The 26,517-nt window shown below is 46.4% G+C and carries 18 protein-coding genes; 12 read left to right on the top strand and 6 right to left on the bottom strand.

Annotated features, from left to right (window positions below):
• Positions 1–5: 5 nt before the first annotated feature.
• The 6 genes from J3P40_RS15000 to J3P40_RS14975 all read left to right on the top strand — a co-directional run bounded on the left by J3P40_RS15000 (position 6) and on the right by J3P40_RS14975 (position 6,523).
• Positions 6–2,552, top strand: coding sequence for a PAS domain-containing protein (locus tag J3P40_RS15000; protein ID WP_256007021.1), 2,547 nt, complete (start codon positions 6–8; stop codon positions 2,550–2,552).
• 103 nt (positions 2,553–2,655) lie between these two features.
• Entirely contained in the window at positions 2,656–3,519 is an 864-nt protein-coding gene (locus J3P40_RS14995; RefSeq protein WP_256007020.1) for an STAS domain-containing protein, read from the top strand.
• A gap of 6 nt (positions 3,520–3,525) precedes the next feature.
• The gene (locus J3P40_RS14990) at positions 3,526–3,936 is read left to right on the top strand and encodes an STAS domain-containing protein (RefSeq protein WP_256007019.1); all 411 of its coding nucleotides are present in this window, start codon (positions 3,526–3,528) and stop codon (positions 3,934–3,936) included.
• Complete coding sequence (locus J3P40_RS14985; RefSeq protein WP_256007018.1) at positions 3,917–4,330, top strand: anti-sigma regulatory factor; 414 nt, start codon at positions 3,917–3,919, stop codon at positions 4,328–4,330. Before J3P40_RS14990 ends, J3P40_RS14985 begins: the two co-directional genes overlap by 20 nt.
• Positions 4,323–5,336, top strand: a complete 1,014-nt coding sequence (locus tag J3P40_RS14980) for an ATP-binding protein (RefSeq protein WP_256007017.1) — start codon at positions 4,323–4,325, stop codon at positions 5,334–5,336. Before J3P40_RS14985 ends, J3P40_RS14980 begins: the two co-directional genes overlap by 8 nt.
• Positions 5,333–6,523, top strand: coding sequence for a sensor histidine kinase (locus J3P40_RS14975; RefSeq protein WP_256007016.1), 1,191 nt, complete (start codon positions 5,333–5,335; stop codon positions 6,521–6,523). The genes J3P40_RS14980 and J3P40_RS14975 overlap by 4 nt, the downstream gene beginning before the upstream one ends.
• Positions 6,524–6,544: 21 nt before the next feature.
• On the opposite strand, the gene J3P40_RS14970 is transcribed toward J3P40_RS14975, so the two are convergent.
• A complete protein-coding gene (locus J3P40_RS14970; protein ID WP_256007015.1) occupies positions 6,545–7,504 on the bottom strand; it encodes an SDR family oxidoreductase in 960 nt (319 codons plus the stop codon).
• 132 nt (positions 7,505–7,636) lie between these two features.
• Here J3P40_RS14970 and J3P40_RS14965 point away from each other — a divergent pair, with 132 nt between their 5' ends.
• The 4 genes from J3P40_RS14965 (at position 7,637) to J3P40_RS14950 (ending at position 9,394) form a co-directional block, all read left to right on the top strand.
• Entirely contained in the window at positions 7,637–7,828 is a 192-nt protein-coding gene (locus J3P40_RS14965) for a hypothetical protein (protein WP_256007014.1), read from the top strand.
• Between the two features lie 42 nt (positions 7,829–7,870).
• Entirely contained in the window at positions 7,871–8,332 is a 462-nt protein-coding gene (locus J3P40_RS14960; RefSeq protein WP_256007013.1) for a DUF4268 domain-containing protein, read from the top strand.
• 76 nt (positions 8,333–8,408) lie between these two features.
• Positions 8,409–8,771, top strand: a complete 363-nt coding sequence (locus J3P40_RS14955; RefSeq protein WP_256007012.1) for a response regulator transcription factor — start codon at positions 8,409–8,411, stop codon at positions 8,769–8,771.
• A gap of 125 nt (positions 8,772–8,896) precedes the next feature.
• A complete protein-coding gene (locus tag J3P40_RS14950) occupies positions 8,897–9,394 on the top strand; it encodes a cupin domain-containing protein (RefSeq protein WP_256007011.1) in 498 nt (165 codons plus the stop codon).
• 57 nt (positions 9,395–9,451) lie between these two features.
• On the opposite strand, the gene J3P40_RS14945 is transcribed toward J3P40_RS14950, so the two are convergent.
• Positions 9,452–10,759: a DEAD/DEAH box helicase gene (locus J3P40_RS14945; RefSeq protein WP_256007010.1), complete on the bottom strand. Its 1,308-nt coding sequence runs from the start codon at positions 10,757–10,759 to the stop codon at positions 9,452–9,454.
• Between the two features lie 91 nt (positions 10,760–10,850).
• On the opposite strand from J3P40_RS14945, the gene J3P40_RS14940 reads away from it, so the two are divergent.
• Positions 10,851–12,770 (top strand): DNA topoisomerase IV subunit B, encoded by a 1,920-nt coding sequence (locus J3P40_RS14940; protein ID WP_256007009.1) that lies wholly within the window; start codon positions 10,851–10,853, stop codon positions 12,768–12,770.
• Positions 12,771–12,780: 10 nt separating this feature from the next.
• Here the strand turns inward: J3P40_RS14940 and J3P40_RS14935 are convergent, their stop codons facing one another.
• The 3 genes from J3P40_RS14935 to J3P40_RS14925 are packed head-to-tail and all read right to left on the bottom strand — an operon-like array spanning position 12,781 to position 21,283.
• A complete protein-coding gene (locus J3P40_RS14935; protein ID WP_256007008.1) occupies positions 12,781–13,782 on the bottom strand; it encodes a YihY/virulence factor BrkB family protein in 1,002 nt (333 codons plus the stop codon).
• A 12-nt stretch (positions 13,783–13,794) separates the two neighbouring features.
• Positions 13,795–16,080, bottom strand: coding sequence for a translocation and assembly module lipoprotein TamL (gene tamL, locus J3P40_RS14930; RefSeq protein WP_256007006.1), 2,286 nt, complete (start codon positions 16,078–16,080; stop codon positions 13,795–13,797).
• Position 16,081: 1 nt separating this feature from the next.
• Positions 16,082–21,283, bottom strand: a complete 5,202-nt coding sequence (locus tag J3P40_RS14925; RefSeq protein ID WP_256007005.1) for a translocation/assembly module TamB domain-containing protein — start codon at positions 21,281–21,283, stop codon at positions 16,082–16,084.
• A gap of 150 nt (positions 21,284–21,433) precedes the next feature.
• Between J3P40_RS14925 and J3P40_RS14920 the strand changes: the two genes are divergently transcribed.
• On the top strand, positions 21,434–24,169 hold the full coding sequence (locus J3P40_RS14920; protein ID WP_256007004.1) for a DNA gyrase/topoisomerase IV subunit A: 2,736 nt from the start codon (positions 21,434–21,436) through the stop codon (positions 24,167–24,169).
• Between the two features lie 15 nt (positions 24,170–24,184).
• Here the strand turns inward: J3P40_RS14920 and J3P40_RS14915 are convergent, their stop codons facing one another.
• Positions 24,185–26,512: a M1 family metallopeptidase gene (locus tag J3P40_RS14915; protein ID WP_256007002.1), complete on the bottom strand. Its 2,328-nt coding sequence runs from the start codon at positions 26,510–26,512 to the stop codon at positions 24,185–24,187.
• Positions 26,513–26,517 lie beyond the last annotated feature (5 nt).

Below are 26,517 nucleotides of genomic sequence, written 5' to 3'. Positions count from 1 at the left end.
CTTTCATGGAGCACATCACCACGCCGATTTTTCAAGCGCTCTTTCAATCAGACGTGCCGCGGATCATTCTTCGGGCAAACTCGCCCGAGTTTACGATACTTGATTATAACAGTGCACATATGCAAGCTACGGGCATAGGTGCCGGCTCCGACCATCGAGGCAAAAGCCTGTGGCAAGTTTACGATCCGGTGATCGCAGGTGAGAATGGCCCGGAACTGGTAAGCCTGGCCTTAAACCAAGCGATAGACCACAATACACAGGTGCATATGCCCGTTTTCCGATACGACATGCGCAACGAAGCAGGAGAAGTAGTGCCGGGCTGGTGGCAACTGGAGATACTGCCGGTGAAAAAGAATTCTGACGATGTCGAGTATCTGCTGATCACAACGCAGAATGTTACTCAGGCGATCCTTGCCGAACACCGGGAGCAGGAACTTACTGAGGAGCTTGCTGCTTCTAACGAAGAGCTTGCTGCAGCAAATGAAGAACTGACAGCTACAGTTGAGGATTTGAAGGAAGCGCATGATGAGCTTGAAAAGCTTAACGCGGAACTTGAGGCTAAGATTGAGGCTCGTGTCAGGGACCTGGCTAAAAGTGAGAGCAGTTTGCGTAGCCTAGTGATGACTGCACATTATCCGCTGATGATACTCAGAGGCCGCGAGTGGGTTATAGAAATTGTTAATCAACCTCTTGTAAACTTGTGGGACCGATCGATAGAGGAGGTTACAGGCCGGCAGCTGATGGAGATACTTCCGGAGCTTGAGGGGCAGCCGTTTCCAGGCTATCTACGACAGGTCTATGAAACCGGTATAGGATACGGGCAGGAGGAGCAGATATTTTACTACAATTCACCCTCAGGTCCGGCCGAAAAGTATGTCAGTTTTTATTATGATCCGCTAAGAGATGACCAAGGCAATGTGTGCGGTATTATCGTGGCGGCCGATGACATTACAGCGAAGGTTCAACAGCGCCAACTGCTCGAGGCCAGTTTGGAAAATGAGCAGGTGCTGACAGAGCAACTCAACGCTATTAATGAGGAGCTTACTGCCGCGGTAGAAGATCTTTCTGCCTCCAACGAGGATCTCGTTCGTTCGCAACATGATTTGCAGGACAAGCATCAGGCACTCACTGAAAGTGAAGCACGGTTCAGGAGTTTAATCCGTCAGGCTCCGATTGGAATATGTGTGCTCCGGGCGAGTGATTTGATGGTGCAGGAGGTTAATGATGGTTATCTTGAACTGGTAGGCAAGGACAGGGCTGAACTGGAAAACCGTACCATTTGGGAGGCCATATCAGAAGCGGCCGAAAGCTATGCGCCGGTTATGGACCAGGTTATTCGTACAGGGCAGCCGTTTGTTGCCAAGGAGCATGAGGTTGTCCTTATCAAGCATGGTATACCTCAAACGGTCTTTATCGATTTTGTATATGAACCTGTGGTAAACCAGGGTCAGATCAATACGATTATGGTTGTGGCCATTGATGTGACGGAGCAGGTTAAAGGAAGACGGTCCATCGAAGACGTTGAAGAACGCATCAGGCTTGCGGTGGACGCTGCTGAGATTGGTACTTTTGAACATAATTATCTGACCAATGCCTTGCTCACGTCCGAGCGCTTCGACGCCATATTTGGTTTTCCTAAGCCGTCTTCGCGCCTTGATCTTCTTCCGTTGTTTCATCCCGACGACGTGCATTTGAGTAAGCAGGCTCACATTAGGGCGGCGCGCGACGGTCACATGTTTTACGAGGCACGGTTAATCGCCAAGGATCAGTCGATTCGCTGGATCAGGGTGCAGGCTAAGGTTTACTTTCAGTCGAACGGAATACCTGAAAAGCTGTTGGGTACGGTTTTGGATATTACCGACTTTAAGAAATTGCAACAGCAGAAAGACGACTTTATTTCCATTGCCAGCCACGAACTTAAGACGCCGATCACAGCGCTTAAAGCTTCTCTTCAGTTAATGCAGCGATTGAAGGATAATCCATCCGCAGCTATTTTGCCAAGGCTCATTGATCAGGCCGGCAGGAGCATGGATAAGATCAGTGCCCTGATTGACGACCTGCTCAACGTAAGCCGGATGAATGAAGGTTCTATGCGGTTGAATAAGACTACCTTCCTTTTAAAGAAGTTACTTGACGAATGCTGCGGGCATGTGCGTGCAAGTGGCACTCACGAGCTCATCTTTGAGGGCGACGAAGAACTGGAAGTGTATGCGGATGAGCACAGGATCGATCAGGTGGTTGTAAATTTTGTAAACAACGCGGTTAAGTATGCGCCTGACTCGAGATATATTTACCTGATTGCGGAAAGAGTTGGCAACACCGCGAGGGTAGCGGTACGCGATAACGGACCAGGCATTTCGGCCGACAAGCTTCCGCATTTGTTTGAACGCTATTACCGCGCAGATGAGTCTGGTTATCAGGTGTCAGGACTCGGTTTGGGCTTGTATATCAGTGCGGATATTATACAGCGTCATGGAGGCGAAATTGGTGTGAACAGCAAGCTAGGGGCGGGATCAACTTTTTGGTTTACACTTCCCATTGGGCTGGACTAAACTCATTTTTTTGCATTTCTACAGAACATTATAATACTTCGTTTTGTCGACGTTGCAAATGTGCAAATGATTGTTACTTTTGTTTAAAAAATAAATAACTGGAATGAAACAAAATACGTCGGCTCTTCTGAAAAAGAAAAGCGCTCAGATCATGGAAAAGTGGATGACAAATCAACTGGCTGATGCCGGGCTGCGCGATGATCTGATCAGTAACGAAGACCTGAGGGAACAGTCTGAAGAACTGCTTACTTCGTTGCTGAACAATATCAGTAGTGAAAATATTGTCAACCCGGAATCCGGCGATTTTGATCAGCTGATTGAGATCCTTTCCGGCGTATCGATCTCCCGGGCAAGACAAGGGTTTTCCCCAAGGGAAACCGGGATGTATGTACTTAGTCTGAAACAAGCTTTGGTTGAACTCCTGGAAAAGGAAATAAAAGACGATCCTGCTTTGCTTTATGCTGAAGTGACAAAGATCGGTAAGTTGTTCGACTACTTCAGCATGCTTACCTTCGAAACTTTTATTAAGGGAAGGGAAGATGTAATTCTGCGTCAGACCGACGAAATCACGGAGATTTCCACTCCGGTTATACAGGTTTGGGACGGTATTCTTGCCTTACCTATTATAGGCACCCTGGATAGCTCACGAACGCAAATCGTGATGGAAAGTCTGCTTGAAAATATTGTTCAGACGGAAAGTACCATCGCCATCCTGGATATATCAGGAGTTCCGGCTGTTGATTCGCTGGTAGCCCAGCATTTAATGAAAACTGTGGCAGCGACAAGGCTAATGGGCGCCGAATGCGTTATTAGCGGTATCAGACCGGAAATAGCGCAAACCATTGTGCATTTGGGGATAGACCTGTCAGGTATCATCACCAAGGCATCGTTGGCGAGTGCACTTAAGTATGCTTTTCAGGTATTAAAGCTTGAAGTCCGGAAACAAGTAGTGAAAGTAAATCAGTAAGTTTTTATGGAGAAAATTCCTATTTTAAAAATGGGACCCTTTCTGCTTGTGACTATACAAGTAGATCTTTATGATCGTTTAGCGCTGAACCTGGAATCAGATCTTATTCAGACCATTAACAAGACCGGCGCTCAGGGGGTCTTAATCGACATATCTGCCGTGTCGATCGTAGATTCCTTTATGGGCAGGATTATTGGTAATATCGCCAGCATGTCTAAGATACTCGACGCGCATACCGTTGTAGTAGGGATGCAGCCCGCCGTTGCCATTACACTTATCGAGTTGGGATTGCCGCTAACAGGTGTGCATACGGCACTAAATGTGGAGCGGGGCATGGAGTTTTTGAGGTCAAAAATAGTGGTAGATCAGGAAGATATTGATGAAGAACTAAACAACGATGATAATCTCGCTCTCTAAGCAGCAGATGCGGATTGAAAGAGATCACGATGTGGTGCCTTTTAGAAACAGAGTTAAGGAGTGTGCTGTAAAGATCAGGATGGGCCTGGTTAATCAGACCAAGCTGATCACTGCTGCAAGTGAACTTGTCAGGAACATGTTGAAATATGGCGGAGGAGGCGAGACATTAATTGAAGTGGTAAGCCGGGGCAGGGATACTGGCGTTCGGCTGACATTTTTAGATCATGGTCCGGGAATACAGGATATAGCTCAGGCCATGAAAGATGGCTTCTCGACCGGGAAAAGTCTCGGTTTAGGTTTGCCCGGCGCCAGGCGGCTGGTGAATGAGTTTGACATTAAAAGTGAGTGGGGTAAGGGAACGACAGTTGTTATAACAAAGTGGGCGAATGGTTAGTGGCGTTTATAAGAGCTTTGATGCTAACGACAGAAGTTATTTTGCGATCATCAAAAAGGAAATACATAAATTGGTTGCTGAGGCCGGCTTCCCTGAACAAAAAGTAGCGCATACGGATATTATTGTTGGAGAAACCACCTCTAACCTTATGAAGCACGCTTTAGGTGGCGAAATTCTTGTCGCTTTAAAGGGGGAGGGTAGTGAGTCCTATCTGGAAATCGTCAGCATAGATAGTGGTCCTGGAATAAAAGACGTGGATCGCATGATGGAAGACGGCGTATCCACCTCCAGCACCATGGGGCACGGATTAGGAAGTATACGGCGACTGTCTGATTTTTTTGATGCTTATTCGTTGCAGGGATGGGGCACGATTCTTCTAATCAGGATCTTCAAAGACAAGCCGCTTAAAAACAGCATGAGTAGTGCTCTAGGGGCACTTATTGTACCAAAGAAAGGTGAGGCAGTAAGTGGAGACGGGCTGATCGTGGCCAGGAACAAAAATCATGTGAAATTAATGCTTATGGACGGGCTGGGCCATGGCGCCGATGCAAACGCGGTGATTAAAGAGGCGGCTAAAGCCTTTAATAATTGCCTTACCGACGACCCTGTTGCAACGGTCAGATATATCCACAGCTATATCAGGAAGACCCGCGGGGGGGTGGGTACCGTATTGTTATATAATCTAAAAGATGCCTCCTGGGAGGCTGCAGGTGCAGGAAACATCATGGGCAAGCTGTTCGGACACGCCTCAAGTAAAAACCTCGTACCGTATAACGGAATTATCGGGCATAATATACCTGCTACAATGAATGTTCAACGATATAGCGGTAGTGATTTTCCTCTGGTCATTTTATGTTCAGATGGAATTAAGTCCAGATGGGATATCTCCAGGTATGTCGGTGTTCAGCGTCATGATCCGGTGATACTTGCTACGGCCATCTATAAAGATTATGGGCGGCAAACGGATGATATGTCGGTAATAGTTGCTAAATTGAATACTTTATGAACTCAATTCTGGAGATAACACTGGAAAACGAAATGGATGTCATGCTTGCACATCAGAAAATGATGCGCGCTGCGGAGATAATTGGATTGAGTATTACTACTAAGACCACTTTCGTTACTGCACTCTCTGAGCTAAGCCGTGTATTAATTGAGCACACTGATAAGGGCTTGCTTTCTGTTGCTGTGGCAAGCGATAATGCAAGGCATAAGTTGAATGCATTGCTCACTTATCCTGTTGCCGACGGACTGATCGACGAGCGTCTCTTCTATTATGCCAAGAAGCTGGTGCCTGTGTTAAATTTCACTAGCACCGCAGAGAGCTACGCCATAAATTTCAGTATCGGATTGCCAAGATCTGCCGCTTTCGGGTCTGAAGTCCTGAGGCGCGTACGGTCTGAAGTGCGCGACAAGATTATCTCACCGTATGAGGGGATTAAAAGTAAAAATGCTGAGCTTTCGCGTCTTACCGAAATGCAGGAAGAGCAGTTGCGATACTCAAAACGTCTTAACGAATTGAAAAGCGAATTCCTGTCGGTTGCCAGCCACGAAATCAAAACTCCGTTGACGGTGTTACATGGCTATGTTCAGATGGCCGCAAAAAAAGAAACACTTGAGGAGACACGAAAGATTATTACGAAAATAGAACAGCAGCTTAAAAAACTCAATCACCTCTCCGTAAAGCTCCTTGATTCTGCCAAGACGGACAGCGGTAAGCTGGAATATGATAAGCAGCCTATGATGGTTAATGCTGTTTTGGAACGCCTCTTTGCAGACCTGGTATTGATCACTTCAAGCCATGAACTCGAAATGTCCGTGTGCGATGATGTTCAACTTTTCATAGATCCTGTTCGCATAGAGCAGGTTATAAGCAATATGGTATCTAACGCGGCAAAGTATTCGGCTCCCGGAAGCAGGATTAATATCAGTAGCAGCTTGAACGACAATGCTGAATTGATTATTTCTGTTAAGGACGAAGGTTTTGGAATGAACAGTGAAAGTGTGTCAAGAGTATTTGAAAAATTTTACAGGGATAAAGGTATAGCCAATTCCTATTCGGGCTTAGGGATGGGAATGTACATTGCTAACGAGATCGTATCCGAACATGGTGGCAGGATCTGGGTGGAAAGTGAAGCTGGCAAAGGTTCAACATTTCATTTCTCTATACCCCGCGCGGAAGGTGCAGCTTAAGCTTCAAATGCCTGGAGAATGTTAAGAATGCTTTTTCAGCAGGAGCAGTGCGGCAGCTAATCCAAGTATAATTCCGCCACCGATATATTTCCGGTGGGCTTTAGGTTTCCCTGGTAGCCCCCAGCCCCCGTACACAGCGTTTCCATACCGCACGGGGTTAAACAGGTTACCGTCTGATTTTTCTATTTTTTCAGCTCTGTTCAAGTAATATTTGATTACTGCTCCGGCGATCCCCTTGGTAAGCCCAGGCATTAAAGCGTAAGACAAACGCAGCAGGCGCGACGCGCTACCGATCATCGTTTCATTTGTGGGATTGTCGGCAAGCGCTGTCACGGTCGATGCAATACGTCTTGGGTCATAAATAGGAGGTGCCGGTCTGACTTGCTTTCCGGTATAGTTAGCCGCATGCTGTATGCCTGGCGTATCCAGAAATGCAGGGAAAATATCACACACATGGATGTTTTCAAATTCGGCCAATTCTGTTTTTAATGCGGCGGAGAAGCCCCTCAGTCCAAACTTACTGGCCGAATATGCCACACCAAACGGAACAGGCAAGAAGCCGCCAATGGAGATATTATTGATCAGTATACCATACTGTTGTTTCTTAAAATATGGAAGTGCCGCATGTGCGCCATGCATGTAACCCAGCAGGTTCGTCTTTATCACCTGTTCCTGCACAACCATTGGGGTTTCATCAAATGGGCCGACTGCCAGAACCCCTGCGTTGTTTACCCATACATCTATTCCCGCGCCTTGCTCATCGGCGATTGCGGCAAGGTTGACCATGTCGGCCGACTCCGTAACGTCGGTTTTAACAACGGTGGCAATAGCTCCAAATGATCTACACTCCGCAACCAGTTCTTCAAGTTCTCTCTCATTCCTGGAAGCCAGGAAAAGTCTGTCCTGTCTTTCCGCAAATGCAAGTGCGATTGCTTTTCCTACGCCGCTGGATGCCCCGGTTATCACTATGGTTTTTGACATAATCCGATTTAATTATTCACTTAATTGAAACTCAAAAGCACGTAAAATGTTTCGATTAATCTCATTCCGGAAGTTTCTATAAAACATAGCAGATGCAACGCTTGTTACACGAGGAACACAATAACAATAATTATGAAAAATACGAGAGGTAATTTGCAGAACCAGGACGACGTAAATCCTACTACTCAGCTCGACAAGATTTTAGTAGAGGGAAGTGATGAAGCCGTGGATACCAACGGTACCGGGTCTAACCGGCCGGTGCCAACTTCAGACTCAGTGGTCATTAAAGATGAATCATCAGATGACGACCATGATAAGGACTGACATAAAAAAGAGCTAACTTTACAGACAAAAAAAGATAACAGGTTGTATTCAAAGAGCGAGGCATCACAGCTTAGACACGAATTCTGGACTACTTTCGGTCAATACATCTCGCCCCTTCCTTCGGCAGATGGAATGCGGATAAACTGGGTAAATTATAAAACCGGCATTAAGCATCTTCAGTTCAAGATGCAGGCCGACAACCGATCGGCCTCCATCGCTATAGAGATTTCCCATCCGGACCCAGGCATTCAGGAACTTGTCTTTGAACAATTTAGCGAATTAAAAAAAGTCCTGCATGAACAACTTGGAGAAGAATGGGAATGGAATAAGTTTGTAGCCGATGAATATGGTAAAACTATTTGCCGTATTGAGCGTTCCTTAAGTGGTGTACGGATATTCAGGAAAGAAGACTGGCCTACACTCATATCATTTTTCAAACCAAGGATTATCGCGCTCGACGAATTCTGGAGTGTGGCGCAATTCAGCTTTGAGATGTTTAAGTAACATTTATATGCATTTCCGCAGATGTGGCAAAGTTGTTGCTTATAAAAACGCAACGACCATATAAAACTACTCCAACATGATAAAAAGAATACATGTGCTTGAAGATGATGAGGATATCAGATACATAATCGGTGTCTTGCTAAAAGACGAAGGTTATGAATTGCAATTGTCGTCTTCTTTTACAGAGCTAAAGAGCAAATTAAGAGATTCAGTACCTGATCTGTTCATTCTGGATGTAATGATACCTGACGGTGACGGTACCGATATTTGTACTGATCTGAAGAGCGATCCCTTCACCAGACATATCCCGATTATCGTCATGTCGGCGAATGACCAGAATAAGCAGAAAAGTCTTGAAGCAGGCGCCAATGATTATATCAGCAAGCCTTTCGACATAGATTACATCGTGAAGCGTATCAACGCTCAGCTCAACCGTTAAACTTACATTCCTATCTTATAAGGGCCCGGGCTTTGTTCCGGGCTTTTTTTTTGCCTGTCACCCAGCACGTTTATCGCGTTGCAATTTTTTTTCCTACTTTTGGTGTTTAAAAATTAATATTCCCAATGTCAGATCAGAAAAAAGAGATATTTGAAAGTGTCGCACAACGGTTGAAAATTGAAGGTTTCAATATAATCAATCGTGATGAAACTCGTCCCTGGGGCGGTTTTTTTGTTATCGACGAAGCACAGGCCCAACAATTTGCCAATATTTATTTTGAAGGCCTTAACGTAGAGGACCTGCGAATTTCAGGAAAGCTGAGTCCAAAGATATTGATCGTTGCCCCAGAGACTCGTTTGTCCTGGCAGTATCACCACCGCCGTGCAGAGATATGGCAGGTCGTTAACGGTACTGTAGGTGTTGTTACAAGTGATACTGACGAAGAAGGAGACCTGCAGGAACTTGCGCCCGGACAGCGTATTAAGCTGAAGCAAGGCGAAAGACATCGACTGATCGGCTTGAAAGACTGGGGTATCGTTTCAGAAATATGGCAGCATACTGACCTGGATAACCCTTCAGACGAAAGCGATATTGTTAGGGTTCAGGATGATTTTGGACGATAGGTCTATTGACCACATCATAAAAAAAGCAGGAGTTTAATGATTCCTGCTTTTTTTTATTTAAGACTTGGCAGTCCGTTTGCCAAACCAGCGTTTTCCTCCATTTGGTTTCTTCCTGGCGCCGCTCAAATTAGGTTCTTTTTCTTTGCTGCCGTTTCTCGGCGCACTTTGTGAATTCCTACCCCTGTTTTTGGCTGTCGTCTCCGGTGCTGATGCCAGGAGGCTTTGCCAGCTTTTTGCGTAAGGGTGGTCTTCCGTAACCGGCAACTTTAGGCCGATCAGTTTTTCGATGTCGTTTAAATAGGCTTTTTCCTCGCCATCGCAGAACGAAAATGCAGTGCCGCTTAAACCCGCCCTGCCGGTACGGCCGATCCGGTGAACATAAGTTTCCGGAATATTCGGAAGTTCATAATTGATCACGTGCGCAAGTTCATCCACATCAATACCCCTTGCGGCAATATCGGTAGCTACTAAAATTCGTGTAGTCTTTGCTTTGAAATTCGTCAACGCTCTTTGTCTGGCGTTCTGCGACTTATTACCATGAATAGCTTCTGCCCTTATACCCGCCTTTATCAGGTCCTTAACAATGCGGTCAGACCCATGTTTTGTCCGGGCAAAAACCAATGCTGTCTCAATAGACGGATCCTTTAAAATGTGCAGCAGCAGATTTTTTTTATCGCTCTTTTCCACATAGAATACTTGCTGACTGATTTTTTCGGCAGTAGATGATACGGGAGTTACCTCTACCTTAACCGGGTTTTCCAGAATGGTATCTGCAAGTCCCTGAATCTCTTTCGGCATTGTGGCAGAAAAGAAGAGGGTCTGCCGCTTAACCGGAAGCTTGGCGATGACCTTTTTTACATCGTGGATAAAGCCCATGTCGAGCATCCGGTCTGCTTCATCAAGCACAAAAAGTTCAATATCCTTTAAGCTAATAAAGCCCTGGTTCATCAGGTCGAGCAAACGGCCAGGAGTAGCCACTAAGATATCTACACCTCGTTGTAACGCATCGGTTTGCGATTTTTGACCAACACCACCAAAAATTACCAGGTGCCGTATGGGAAGGTTTTTTCCATAGGCTTTAAAGCTCTCTTCGATTTGAATAGCAAGTTCCCGGGTAGGGGTAAGCACCAGTGCCTTAATGGCTTTGTGGACTTTTGTATTCGTATGCGGTTTGTTTAAAAGCTGCAACATCGGGATCGCAAAAGCGGCTGTTTTACCTGTGCCGGTCTGCGCGCATCCTAAAAGGTCGCGGCCTTGTAATATAGAAGGGATAGATTGGGCTTGTATTGGAGTTGGTTGTGTATAACCTTCTGATTGCAGCGCCTTTAGGATCGGCTCAATCAGATTTAATTCTTGAAATGACAATGTATAATATATTAAGTAATAAGTGAAAGAGTATCACTTTCCTGCAAAGGTAGTTATAAAATGTTATATTTGTGTTATACTCCAAATCATCATGGCTGAACCAAACTACAACGAAGATAGTATACGATCGCTCGACTGGAAGGAACACATCAGACTGCGCCCGGGTATGTATATCGGTAAGCTGGGCGACGGCTCAGCGCAGGACGACGGGATATATGTTTTGCTTAAGGAGATCGTCGACAACTCGATCGATGAGTTTGTGATGGGGTCGGGCAAGACGATCGAGATAACTGTTTCAGAACATAAGGTCAACGTACGGGATTACGGCAGGGGGATTCCTTTAGGGAAAGTGATCGACTGCGTATCTAAGATTAATACCGGCGGTAAGTACGACAGTAAGGCCTTTCAAAAATCGGTCGGTCTTAACGGGGTGGGTACTAAGGCGGTGAACGCACTGTCCAGCACATTTACGGTTCAATCGTATCGCGACGGTAAAACCAAGAAGGTCGAATTCTCGAAAGGGGAGATCGTTATCGACCATGACATTATTGATACCACTCAGCGTAACGGAACGGCCATCACTTTTTATCCCGACGACACTATATTCCGCAACTACCATTATATAAGCGATTTTGTGGAGAGCATGATCTGGAATTACGTTTTCCTGAATACAGGGCTTACAGTCAATTATAACGGGCAGAAGTATTTTTCCGAGCGCGGACTTTACGATCTGTTGCACAAGGTGGCTGATGTAGAACATATCCGCTACCCGGTGATCCATATGAAGGGCAACGACATTGAGATTGCTATGACGCATGGGCAGCAGTACGGAGAGGACTATCATTCTTTCGTTAACGGCCAGCATACCACCCAGGGTGGTACTCACCAGGCAGCTTTCCGAGAAGCGGTAGTAAAGACTATACGTGAGTTCTATAAGAAAGAATTCGATGCCTCAGATATCAGGGCCTCAATCATTGCGGCCATATCCGTCCGCGTACAGGAACCGGTGTTCGAATCACAGACAAAAACAAAGCTGGGTTCGCAGAACATTGGTCCGGATGGTCCCACCGTAAGAACCTTTGTAAATGACTTTGTAAAAAAGGAACTTGACGATTATTTGCACAAACACCAGGATGTTGCAGACGCGCTTCTGAAACGCATCATGCAGTCGGAAAGGGAGCGTAAGGATATCGCAGGTATTAAGAAACTGGCCAACGACCGTGCTAAAAAAGCTTCCCTGCACAATAAGAAACTCAGGGATTGCAAAGTTCATTTCAACAGCAATCACGACAGACGGTATGAGACAACGCTTTTCATTACCGAGGGTGATTCCGCTTCGGGCTCTATTACCAAATCCAGGGACGTAGAGTGCCAGGCAGTATTCAGTCTTAAGGGCAAACCTTTAAACTGTTATGAGCTCACCAAAAAAGTAGTGTACGAGAATGAGGAATTCAACCTCCTTCAGCATGCGCTGAATATTGAGGACGGTCTGGAAGGTTTACATTACAATAACATCGTAATTGCCACGGATGCTGACGTAGACGGTATGCACATCCGTTTGTTAATGATGACTTTCTTTCTGCAGTTTTTCCCCGATTTGGTCCGTGCGGGCCATGTCTACATTTTACAAACCCCGCTTTTCAGGGTTCGCAATAAAAAGGAAACAATATATTGTTATAGCGATGATGAGCGAAAAAAGGCGATTGAGAAGCTAGGGAACAGACCAGAGATCACGCGGTTTAAAGGGCTAGGTGAAATATCGCCCGACGAGTTCGGTCTTTTTATAGGAAAAGATATACGGCTCGATCCGGTGATCCTAAAAGATCAGACCATAAAGGGCCTTCTTGAATATTATATGGGCAAGAACACTCCGGACCGTCAGCAGCACATTATCCGTAACCTTCGGGTGGAAAAAGACACCGTAGAGGAATTGGTTTCAGCGGTGGAGGATGCCGCAACAACAGCTGTTGTACACGATGTGGTAGAAGACGACTTCGCGGAGTCTGCCTGAGCAGCTCCTGCTAATCTTCTTTAGCAGGGTCGATTTTAGTGTCCTCAGGATGCTGTGGCGGAAGCACGTCCACTTTCTTTTCTACCACGATGACTTTAGTATGAACGGCATACTTAGTCGGGCTTATCCCATGATCATACCTTTCCGCATATGCTTGTGTAAACTCTGCCCCAAAGTATAATATAACAGCTGTATAATAAATCCACACCAAAATAACGATCACAGAGCTGGCCGCGCCAAACGCTGAGCCAGGATCACCTTTCTCTATATAGATACCAATGGCATATTTGCCAATACTAAACAATACAGCGGTAAAAAGAGCGCCTACCAGGGCAGGCTTCCATTTCAGGTCCACATCTGGCAATACCTTGAAGATAACAGCAAAAACACAGGTCACCACAGCAAGCGTGAGCGCGTTCGTAAGGATAAGCATAAACAGTTCAGAAACCTGCTCTACGCCAATCTTAGTAGCATAAAGCTCAAGCTTACTGCCAATTGCCACAACAACGCTATTAACGACCAGCGATACAAGCAGGAGGAATCCCAGCGAAGCAATCAGTGAAAACGACAGTAAACGGTTAACGATGAGTTTCTTCCAGCCTTTCTTTGGTACGGCTTTCACCTTCCAGATCAGGTTTATACTATCTTGAATTTCAATGAAGATCGCCGTTGCACCAATGATCAGCGTTCCTATACCAATGATTAAGCCAAGCGTGCTTTTACCGGAATAGTTGGCGTTATTTACAAAACTCCTGAGTTGATTAGCAGCATCGGGACCAACAAGTTCGCTGATTTCACCGAAAAGCTTAGTGTTAGGATCCATATTATCGCCCAGAAACAATGATGCTGCGGAGATAATGATAATGATCAGGGGAGTTAGCGCAAATATGGTATAATATGCCAATGCCGCGCTTAATTTCATCACCCGGTCTTCCGAGAAGCCTTTACCGGCGGCAACAAACAAATGGTATACCGCTATAAAGAAGTGTTTCACTTTTCTTAGAACTGCCATGCTCAATTGCGATTAGAATGGATATCCGATTCCTATGTTATAGATCAGATTTTCCCTGCGCCAGTCCTTACTGCCAAAATCAACCTGATCAATTACCCAGCGATCACCCGGCGGCAGGTATGGTTTTCTGATCGGAAAGGCTACATCCAGACGAATTACAAATATGGTTGCATCAACCCTTAAACCAGCCCCTGTTCCTACAGCCATTTCACTCAAAGCATATCCGGGCCTGAACTTTGAACCAGGACGTTCCGGATCCTCTTTCCGTAGCCACACGTTACCTGCGTCGGCAAATAGTGCACCGTGCAGTACGCTTACCAGCTTAAAGCGGAGCTCAGTATTCAGCATAATTTTTACGTCACCGCCCTGATCAGCAAAGATAGTGTCCGGCAGCTCATACGTGCCCGGTCCCAAACCTCTGGCCCTAAATGCCCTGATGTCATTACTTCCACCGGCAAAAAATTGTCTTACATAGGGTAACGCCCTGCTGTTGCCGTAAGCGAAGCCATAACCAACATTGAAGCGGTTGGCCCAGGTAATGCCCTTGGTTAGTTTAAAATAGTCTCTTACATCAGCCTCCAGCCTTACGAATTGTGTTAGCGGGGTTTTCAGGAAAGTTTTCTGACCCTCGTCGTTTTCCGGAACAAATAAACCCCATACGTTGCCGGCAGTCTCTATATCACCACTAAAATAAAGGTTGTTTCGTCTTTCGTCCTCCATTTGATTGGTATAGGTGAAGTTGTAGTTGCTCCCAATGATGAACTGTTTTTCCAGAACCCCTCTCAAGCCGATCCGGTACAGGCTGTCCAGCTTTTTCTCATTTTCATTCGAAGGCTGAACATAATTGATCGAGATAGGGTTAAAGGTATGTTCCTTGTATTTACTCTCCTTGAAATTGTAGCCGAACTCACCCCTGATGGAGTTAAGATTATATAGGGAACCTCTGCTCAGCAGTTGATACGACGCCGTTACGATCGTCTTTGGTACAAAGGCATTTGTGCTGCTAAACTTAAAGAAGGGTATGATCAGGCGCGGGAAGGTCAATTTTCCTTCAGTGGTAAAAGAATAAGAGTTCAAACCTCTGGCCTGGCCGCTCACCTGGGTTTCGAATCCGCCGCTTACACTTACATCAAGCTGTTCAGCTGCCCTGAACAGGTTCCGTGTTGTCTGCGTGAGCCTCACTTCCGATCCCACAAAATTGTTCGACTTGCTGGTTCCCAGAACAGAGAAGGTAAGCGAGTTCTTTTTCAGAGGAGTAAGGTATAGATTTAGATCAAGCTGATTATTCTTAAAACTATCTATCGGCACAAAGTCGGCCCTCACACCCTGAAAAGTACCAATGTTCACGAGTCTGTTCAGCGACTGGCTATGATCTCTCCGGTTGTAGCGTTCACCTTTTTCGAAAAATACCAGGCGGTTAAACACCCATGGTTTAAACGTGTTCCGGTTATCGTAAATATTGAAGTTCCCGAACTCCAATGGCTTAAGGCGTTTCAGAACACTGTCGCGGCGTACGTTATAATTTGGGAAGATATTGATGTCTCGAATGGTGTACGGCTTCAGTCCCGCATCCGGAGCGCTGTCCTTAAGCCGTATCCTAACATCCACCATGTTTCGTCCAATTGTGCTGTCTACCTGCATAATCAGGTAATCCGGACTGAAGTAAAAATAGCCACTCTCTTTCAGGTCGTTGTCAATCCGTATCCGCTCATTTTTATAGGTCTCCAAGTCATAATAGTCGCCCGCTTTCAATAGGGATCTATCCTTATTTGCGTTAATAATATTGGCTAGATTACCACTGTCTTTCGGAAAGGAAATGCTATTGATCTTATAACGCTGGCCGGTAACAGCCGTATACACAGCCTTGCCTTTTTTCTTCTTCACCACCGTGTCGCCGGTAACCACCGATTGAAGATATCCCTGACTTATCAGGTAGCTCGTTAGCACATCATTGTTATACCGTAGTTTAACCTCACTCAGCAGTACCGGGGGTTCACCAAGTTTAGTCCGCAACCAGTGTTTAAAGCCCTTATTCTTCTTAGGCTCGCCAGCCAGGTTGTAAAAGAACAGTTTATACTTAAATCCGAGGATAGACTTGTTCGGGCGGGGCCTGGTGCGGCTTTCAAGTGCGTCTTTTACCGATTTCTGGTCATCAATCCGCCCCGAAGAATCCGGATTTATCTTTACGTCCGCGCCGGTGTACAAAATCTGCCCCGGCTTTAAGCCCCGGGTGCTGCTGCAGCCAGCAAGGATAAATAACGAAAATAATGCTAATAAAATTAAGTGAGATCTGTTCATTTTATCTGGTGGTGTTTGTGCTGTCTGGGCTCATGCCCTCAGCTTTAAGCTGTTGTTCACGTGCTTCACGATTCCTGTTTTCCTGTTCCCTTTGTCTGTTTTTTTCCCGTCTTGCCCTGCGCTCTTCCCTAGTTTCTTTCTTTTTGAAAATCTCCCTGAACTTGTTGTAGTCGACTACAAGCGCAAAGCCAAGGCCAGTCTCGATGATCTGTCCCTCAATAACACTTTCATTCTGGTTACGGCGATAGGCCCTTAGCCTGTACCTGCCGTCGGCAGAAAGGGCATATTCGACATTCACGTTACCCGCAATATTGGTAGAGTTTTGATTCTGGGTTTCCGGCCCTTCAATGCCAAATGAGCTGCCCACGGTTACGGTCAGCCTGTCGTTTAACAATTTCTTGGACAAGCCAACTTCCAGATCTGTCTTCTGCTCGAGTGAACCGGTAGAGTAATCTTCCGAAGAATTCAGGTTAAAATTGAGATCAACTCCCTGGATGAGATCAGAAGCCAGGTTGTTGAGCTGCTCGGTCAGAAGCTTACTTACACTAGACCGGGCAAGGGTAGATACCCCACCTCCTCCGCCAGCCAGACTTTGAAACGGATTATCTGCAATGAAGCGGTTCAAAGCAAGCAGCGCAAATACCTGCTTGTTCAGTTCGTTAACATCCTGATTTACCTGAAGGAGTTTGGCATATACTTGTCCCCCGAGCGCACCGCGCTCATTTTCTGGTAGATCCAGCCTGAATGAGATGGTAGGCTTCATCAGTTCATCCTCCATCATCAGGTAAACCTGGAATGGCAGTTTAGTTTTTGCCTGAATGTTGTTCTCTTCGTTCAATAGATCAATAGGTGCAGCGTTCACCTCATACAAGGCGGTAAGGTCAACGTTGGCCGACATCGGATCGCCGGTCCAAACAATGGAACTACCCTTAACCAAGCTGAAAGACTTTTTGCCCAGCGGTCCTACCGATAAGTTATAGGAGCCATCATTAATCTCATAACGTCCGGTCAGACTAGTCTTACCGCTGGCATCCATCGTAGCAATCAGGTTGGCCTCTCCGCGCACCTTCAACGCATCTCCATTCGCGGGGTCTACCACTACATTTAATTCGGCTTCGGGATCGAGGTTCAGGGTCGCGTTCAACGTCATGCCTTTAATGGGCGCTTTGCTCACGCTATCAGTTTTCAGCGCCAGTTGGCCGTTAAACGGAGGAGCATCCGCATCAATAAACTGCACAATGCCTTCCTGATCAATCACCGAAGGGTCGCTCGTTGGCACTGCGAAAAAGAATTTTGTGCCCTTTTCAACGGTAACGGTCATATCAACATCCGGTTGGTTCATGTCGCCACGAACCTTAATGTTACTCGTCAGGTACACGGTGCCATAGATCATTTCATTATCTTCAGAAGTCGAATTTAAAGCCCGGAAATTATCTGTGGTGATGTCCATGTTGAAGGCAAAGTCCTGATAATTTGTGGTTCGTACTCCTCCATTGATCACCGCCTGTTTGCCTAGCGAATCAAGGATCGTGAAATTGTCGAAATTTACACCGGTATCCGTAAAGCGTATCGATTCGTTAGGAATTCGCAGATACGAGTTTACATACCCCGCAGTAAAAGCAACCTGGTTGAAATCTATATTACCACGCACCTGTGGGGAAGATGTAGAACCTTTCACCGTCATCTGTCCCGTAACGGTTCCCGACCCATTCTTGATCTGCCCCATCGACACACTTTCCAGTGATTTTAAGTCTACCTTATCAAGGTTTAGTGTCAGATCAAGCGCGTTTTCCGTATTGGTATAATAAAAGCCATTCACACGCAATTCATGGACGCCGGTTAGCGCCACATTCACCTCGTATGCATTTGTTGTATTGTTGTTCACCGCTATGCGCAACGTGCCAAGCTGGTCTTTCTGGTATCGCAGCTCGTCTACCGTCAGGTTAGCCACAAACTTAGGGCTTCCCGTCAGTTCGCTTATATTAGCTGTTCCATTAATCACACCGCCAACAAGCGCACTGTCCTGCTGGGCAAACTTAGTCAGTGTCTCAATCCTGAAGTCCTTAAACTGAACCTCCACCGGCGAGTTAGGCGTTTCGTCCGAACTGTTAATACGCAATAGCTGATTGCCCTTGCTTAGGTTAAACTGGTGCGCCAGGATACCCGATTGCCCGAACTGCAGGTAATTTTCAGGCGCTATGGCCCAGCGCTCATAGTCTAGCAAAAGTTTCTCAGGATCAAGCGAAAACTGGTAATCCTTATTAACCGATTTAAATGTACCCCCAAGCACATACTTATCTTTACGCTCGCTGTCACGCAGATAAATGTTCAGTCCCAGTTGATTATTTGCAGCCTTTCCACCGATTTCGGAATTATACAGGGCTATTGACGGACTCTGCATGCTTCCAACACTGAGTTTATACGACAGCTGTTCGGCGGTATTGCCAATATCCAATCTGGTGCTGTCCACCTTAAAATCCCCATATACGACCTGCGGAAACCAGGCGTTCATTTTCAGGCTGTCCTGCTGCGTATCTATTACCCCGCTAATGCTGGAAGGAGAGAAGCTGGTCAGATCAGGAACAAAATTTTTCAAAACTTTAGCGTTGTAGATGTCTACTTTAAACCGCATGCGCTGATCCGGAACTTCTTTCACTTCCCCAAATGCGTAATATTTATTGATCTCATTGATCACAGCCGTCCCCATATTGGTCAGCTGGTATTTTCCATCGATGCGGGCACTCAGAATTTCCGATTTCAGGGTCAGCAGATTGCGGTCGGCCGTCGCTTCCGAATGGATATCAATCGTATCCATGTTAAACCGCTGACCATCTTTCGCAAACTGCAAACCCCTCAGGCTGATGTCGCCATTCAGATAGTCAGGATCAGCTGTTTCGATATCAGCATCGAGCAGCCCCGCTACACGGAATTCTGAGGTGCTGAAGTTTAGCTTTTGAAGGTCAACCTGAACCAGGTCCAGATCAGCCTTTACAGCAGGATATTTACCGGCCATGTTTACCGCTGCGGTCAGCTTGAAGTTGGCGTTACTATCGGCCATGTTACTTCGCAGATTCACTTTCTGGCGGTTATAATCGCCGGTCAGATATAAATTGCGATAGGTGTATTTGTTATAGAAAGCACTAACCAGTTGGGCATCTATCTTTGCTGAGGCCGTCTTCATATCCAGACCGGCTCCGCTTACTGTGGCTTTTACCGTAATCCGGCCAAGCGTCGGCTCCTGCTTCAGCAGCCGGCCTACGTTAAAATTATTCAGGCTTACATTCGCGGCGTATCTTTCACGACCCTTCGCACCGCGCATTTTTGCAGCCAGTTTAGCAGAACCCATATCGGTCGCGATATTAAAGCCGGTTGTAAAATTCGTCATGGAGCCTTTAAACAATCCGTTAGCCAGGATCGCATTCGGTAGTTCTATGTTGGCTGGCAGCGAGTTCCTCGGAATAATGACCAGGAGGTCCTGCTTCGTCAACGAGAACTTTTTTATTTTCAGATCAAGTACCGTTTTTTCCATATCAGGCAAACCTTTCGCCGTGCCGCTGATGTCAATCTGTGTATTTTTCAGCCCTCGCACCTGCAATTTAGGAACCGCCAGGTTGTTCATGTAGCCGTTTGCGCTCGCTTCCAGCCTTATTTTCTCATTCCGGTAATTGGCCGGGATAGCATCGCTAAAGTAAGCAGCATCGCGCAGCCCAATCGTTGTGTTATTCACTGTCATCGCCAGCTTTACGCGCTCGGGATGCTTGGTGAGGTCATCCATGCTGGTATAGTTCAACTGGGTATTGTTTTCAATACTGGTATTCGGCGTTTTAAGCTTGAAGTTGTCAATACGGATTTGCTTTTGATTATACCCCACATCGCCTTGCAAAGTGTTCAGTTGAAAGCCACTTTTTTCCCGGAAGCTTCCTTCACGAAGGTTTGCGGTTATGGCAGTGTCGCTGTAGGCAATTTGCTCCGCCATCAAGGTCAGATCGCTGAACTTCAAATGATTAAAATCCATAACATTCCTCACTGGCCGGGCTGCCATATTATCGAACTGTACGTTGTTGTTCGCGAGTCTGATTTTGCCTAGCTGTAAACTTAAAGGGGCAGAGGCTGCCGTAGAATCGGCCGGGCCAGAAGCAACAGTCGCGGTTTTAGGTGCTGGCTTGAGCGCAAACAGCACGTTTGAATTGTTGAGCGCCGCGTCATCAATTTTATATTGCCCGCTCTTGACGTCTGCCAGTAATTTGCTTAAAGAAAGTTCGCCCAAAGCTACGTTCGCCTTACTTCCCGCATTTGAAAATCCGATTTTAGTGTCGTTTATCTTGCCTTCCCCGAGCGTATACTTACTGTTGGTCAGGTCAACCAGCAAATCAGTCAATTCAAGTTTTTGCAGATCAAGGTCTGCATCCATGCCCGACAAACGATCAGCAAAGCCTACACGCACGTTATTAAATGCAAAATCCTCAATTTCAACCGTCGGCAGCTTGCCCGATTCCGTCTGAGCGGTGTCCACGCTTTTCTCCAGCTGTGCCGCCAGCACCGTCAGCGGCTTTTGCTGAAGGTAATCGACACTCGTATTGCTAAGCTCCAGTTCCCTGATCACATAGCGCTGATTGGCAAGGTCAAAGTCCTTCACCTTCGCTGTAAATTCCCCAAGGTTCAGCTTCAGGTCGTTCCCCGCCACATCATCATGGTAAACAATCCCGATATCTTCAAAACGCACCTTGTCGATAGCGAACTTCATGGTTGAAGTCGTATCCTTCTCAACCTCTTCTTCCGGCTTTGTCTGTTCCGACATAAAGGCGTCGACCAGGAAAGAGAAGTTAAACGTGGTGTCCGGATCGATACGGGTTACGTTGGCCCTGATCTTTTCCAGTGAAATATTATTGATCTCCACCTTGTTGCTGATCAGCTTAAACAGGCTGATGTCTACCGACAGTTTCTGTGCATAAAGGAGTGTATCGCCTTTCAGATCCTCGATATAAAACTTGTTAAGCACAACATCTTTCGGAAGTGCAATTTTAATGCTCTCCAGACTTACCTCTGTTTTTGTTTTTTTCTTCAGATAGCCTATAGCTTTGTCCTTAACAAAGTTCTGTACGGCAGGAATGTTTAAAGAAGCGGCAATCAGCACAAACAGCAGAATGATGCAGCCAATTACCCAAAGAAGTACCTTAAGACTTTTTCGTATATATTTGTTCAATGGTATGTGTTTGAGAGTTTGTAAACGTGTTTATCTCCACTATATCTACAATCATGCCAGTTAAATTGTTTAGAGCGCACATATAAAATACGGCCCTTTATTCATATATTTCTTCGCATCGCTTATATTTACACATCCAATCCTTTTTTGATGACAGAAGAACCAGAAAACCACATAAACGAAGAAAACGCACATAATGTAACCCCCATCAACGGGCTTTATGAAAACTGGTTTCTCGATTATGCGTCGTATGTAATTCTAGACCGGGCGGTGCCCCACATCAACGATGGCTTAAAGCCGGTGCAGCGCCGCATTATGCACTCGCTGAAAGAAATGGACGACGGCCGTTTCAATAAGGCGGCAAATGTCATCGGGAATACGATGAAATACCACCCGCATGGCGATGCATCCATAGGCGATGCTATGGTGCAAATAGGTCAAAAGGAACTGCTTATCGACTGTCAGGGCAACTGGGGTGATCCTATCACCGGCGATAGTGCAGCAGCGCCTCGCTACATTGAAGCAAGGCTTTCCAAATTTGCAAATGATGTGGTATTTAATCCGGATACGACCGAGTGGCAGCTCAGCTACGACGGCCGAAACAACGAACCGGTAACGCTCCCTGTAAAGTTCCCGTTGCTGCTTGCACAGGGTGCAGAGGGAATTGCTGTAGGCTTGGCTACTAAAGTAATGCCCCATAATTTCGTGGAGTTGCTGGACGCCTCCATGGAAATACTTCGGGGCAACCGGTCTAACATACTGCCCGACTTTTTCACCGGTGGGATGGCCGATTTCTCGGCCTACAATGAAGGGATGCGGGGCGGAAGGATTCGCGTGAGGGCTAAGATCACGGAGAAAGACAAGAAGACACTGGTTATCACGGAAATTCCCTACAGCACAACTACCGGATCAGTTATAGACAGCATACTCTCGGCCAACGACAAGGGCAAGATCAAGATTAAAAAGATCGAAGACAATACCGCCCAACACGTCGAGATTGTGATCCATCTGGCACCGGGGATATCACCCGATGTTACCATCGACGCGCTTTACGCCTTTACATCTTGCGAAGTGTCTATATCGCCGAACACCTGCGTGATCAAAGGCGACAAGCCACACTTCATGAGTGTGAACGATATACTGGCAGAGAACACCGCTCATACCAAAGGTCTGCTAAAGCGCGAACTGGAGATTAAGCTGCATGAGCTGATGGAGAAAATCTTCTTCAGCTCGCTGCTCAAGATCTTCATCCAGGAGGGGATGTATAAGCATGCCGATTATGAGAATTCGGGCAATTTTGATACGGTCGTAGAAGTGTTACATCGTCTTTTTGAGCCCTTTAAGCCTGATCTGTATCGCGAAATCCAGCCTGAGGATTTTAAAAAGCTGATCGATAAACCGATGAGCAGCATTACGCGGTTCGACGTTAAAAAAGCGGACGAGCAGATGAAAGCGCTTAATGCGGATATCAAAGAAGTAAAACATCACCTGCGTCACCTTACCGACTATGCCATTGCCTGGTTCCAGAAATTAAAAGACAAGTATGGAAAGGGTAGGGAGCGTAAAACCGAAATACGCTTGTTTGATAGGGTAGAGGCTGCTAAAGTGGCCCTTGCCAATGTTAAGCTCTATATGAATCGGGAAGACGGTTTTATTGGTACCGGTTTGCGCAAGGACGAATTCGTAGCCGATTGCTCTGATATTGATGAGATCATTGTCTTCCGCGAGGATGGAAAGTGCATGGTTACCAAGGTGGCCGACAAAACCTTTGTGGGTAAAGGTATCCTTCATGCCCAGGTATTCAAAAAGGGTGATGAACGGACTATTTACAATATGATTTATAAAGATGGCGCCAGTGGCGTTTCTTATATCAAGCGTTTTGCGGTAGTAGGCGTTACGCGCGACAAGGAATACGATCTTACTAAGGGAACAAAGGGTTCCAAGGTGTTGTATTTCACCGCAAATCCGAACGGCGAAGCCGAGGTGGTCAATGTGCAGCTTAAACCGCACAGCAAACTTAAGAAGCTTCAGTTCGATCTGGACTTTGCTGAACTGGCCATTAAAGGGCGTGGTTCTCAGGGTAACATCGTTTCCAAATACCCGGTGAAGAAGATTTTATTGAAATCAAAAGGCGTATCTACGTTATCCGGACTTAAAATTTGGTACGACGACCTGCTTCGCCGTCTGAACGTGGATGGCCGCGGAAAGTACCTTGGTGAATTTGACGGCGACGACAAGATACTGCAGGTGCATAAAGATGGCTGGTACGAACTAAGTACATTCGAATTGAGCAACCATTTTGATGCCGACCTGATCCTTATTCAGAAGTTTGATCCGGAAAAGCCGTTTGCGGTTGTGCATTTCGAAGGTAAAGCTAAAAACTATTACGTTAAACGCTTCCTGTTTGAGTCCATCGCGGTTGGTAAAAAGGTTAGCCTGATCAGTGAAGAGACAGGCTCAAGATTCCTTTATCTTTCCGCAAATCCTGAGGCGATGCTTACTGTCGATGTGTTGAAAGGCAAAACCCAGATACCAGAAACGCTGGAAATAAAGCTGGCCGATTTTATTGATGTGAAAGGGATAAAGGCGAATGGAAACCGGCTTACCCAACATGAGGTAAAGACCTTAAATATCAGCAATCAGGAGGAAGAGGGACCTTCAGTAGATAAAGCGGTTGAACCGGCAGAACCGACTGAAGCGGATGGGGAACAGCCGGAAGAACAAGAGCCAACTCCGGAAGCCGGACAGGAAGAGAAGCCCGTTAAAAAACCATGGTCGGGCAGCGGCGGAACGCCAGCTAACACAACTGCCAAAAACGTTAGTCTCGAAATTACCAATCCTGAGGATATAGATATCGATGATCTGGGGCAGACTAAGTTGTTTTAGTCTGCCGCCAGTATCTTACTGCCTGCGCGATTCCTGCATGCGGTTGTTTCCTGTAGAGGATCCGCGTACAGCTTCTTTCTGCTTAAACAGCTCAAATCGTGATGGCTTGGCCTGTCTGGGCCAGGCATTATTGCTTTCGTCGATGTCTGCGGTCTCCCGGTAAGGATCTAACTGAACAGACACCACCTCCTTGTCTTTCGCAAACACCTTCGTCACCTTATTCTCGTTTTTACGCCATATGTACGCCGGTATCCGGTCCATTTCCTTACTGCCGTCCTTAAAGGTCCACTCAACAATGATCGGCATCACCAGTCCGCCCGGGTTACTAAACTCCAGCTCATAAAAGTTCTTGTTGCTTTCGTACAATTTCTTCTCCTCAGCAGTTAAGCTGTTATAATACGACTGAAAGTCCTGATCGGCTGTTCTGCTAACCTCAAAGCGGTTAAACTTGTTATAGAAGTCGAGCAGGCTTGTGTCCTGTTCAACGGCAAACTTTATCCCTGCCGCGCGGTTGCGCTCCCGTCCTATGTACCGCTCGTCATGCTCATAGGCCTTCTTTGCTTCGCCCTTTTCAATCGCATCTTTCATGCTATTCATCCGGTAGGCGCTTACATTATCGAGGGAAATATCAACCGGATCGGTCGTAAAGAACCATCCCCGCCAGAACCAGTCGAGGTCCACAGCCGAGGCATCCTCCATCGTACGGAAGAAATCGGCCGGAGTAGGATGTTTAAAAGCCCAGCGTCTCGAATATTCTTTAAAGGCATAATCGAAAAGCTCGCGTCCCATTACGGTTTCCCTCAAAATATTCAGTGCAGTAGCCGGTTTAGCGTAGGCATTCGGTCCAAACTGAATGATGTTTTCAGAGTTTGTCATAATAGGCTCCAGCTGATCCTTAGGAAGTTTCATGTAATCAACAATCTTATGCGCCGGACCCCTGCCCGATGGATAATTGTTATCCCATTCCTGCTCAGCCAAAAACTGGCAGAAAGTATTCAAGCCCTCGTCCATCCAGCTCCATTGCCGCTCGTCAGAGTTTACGATCATCGGGAAAAAGTTATGGCCCACCTCATGAATGATCACACCGATCATACCAAGTTTAGTAGCCTCAGAATAGGTGCCGTCCTTATCGGCCCTGCCATAGTTGAAGCAGATCATTGGGTATTCCATACCGTTGGCCGCCTCTACAGAAATCGCCACCGGATAAGGGTAGGGTATGGTATGTTTTGAATAAACCTTCAGGGTATGGTCAACCACCTTCGTTGAATAGCGGTTGTAAAGCGGATAAGCTTCCGGACCGTAATAAGACATAGACATGATCTTTTTACCATCGATATAGGTCGCCATAGCATCCCATACCAGGCGCCTCGACGACACCCAGGCAAAATCACGCACATTTTCAGCAGTATAGGTCCAGGTCTTTTTGGCCGACGATTTTTTGCTTAGCCCAGCTTTAACTTCAGCCAGGTTCACAATTTCAACAGGAGCCTTAGCCGTTTGTGCAGCGTTCCATCTTTTCATATAAGCCGGACTAAGCACCTGACTGTAGTTCTGGCACTCGCCGGTAGCACCCACAATATGGTCGGCCGGCACCGTCATGTTCACCTTATAATTACCAAACACAAGTGCAAACTCGCCACGTCCCTCAAACTGCTTGTTCTGCCAGCCCTGGTAGTCAGAATATACCGCCATGCGCGGAAACCACTGGGCCATAGTAAACAAGTAGTTGTCGTCTTCTGCGAAATATTCATAACCTCCCCGTCCACCGGCTGTCATCCGGTTCGAGATCTTGTAATTCCAGGAGATGTTCAGTACATACTTCTCGCCCGCTTTAAGCACTACCGGCAAGTCTATGCGCATCATCGTGTTGTTGATTACATAAGGCAATGCCGAACCAGACCCGTTGGTTACTTTCAAAATGTTTACCCCGAGGTCGTTAGGCTCGTTAACGATGCCCGACAAGGTCTTATAAGTCATCTGGTCGGTCATTCTGCTCTGCTCGGTCAGCTTATTGTCGCTGGTCGATTTATGCTGGTTTTCATCCAGCTGTACCCAAAGGTACCTCAGCGGGTCGGGCGAGTTGTTATAATATGTAATCGTTTCCGATCCCGTAAGCCTCAGGTTTTTTTCATCCAGTTCGGCGTTGATCACATAGTCAGCCCGCTGCTGCCAATATGCCGGGCCAGGTGCTCCGGATGCCGAGCGGTAAGAGTTCGGGTCACTGAGCACTGTTCCCAGTTGTTCAAACTTATTGCCATGGTTTGATCCTGGATTATTATGCAATTGCGCATGCAGGGAACCACTCAGTGCGCATGTGATCAATAAGAGTAATGGTCTTTTCATGTATG

This window comes from Pedobacter deserti, from assembly GCF_024436415.1.
GTDB classification, from domain to species: Bacteria; Bacteroidota; Bacteroidia; order Sphingobacteriales; family Sphingobacteriaceae; genus Pedobacter; species Pedobacter faecalis.
Note: the sequence above shows the minus strand (reverse complement) of the source record. Positions and strands in the feature narration are given on the sequence as shown.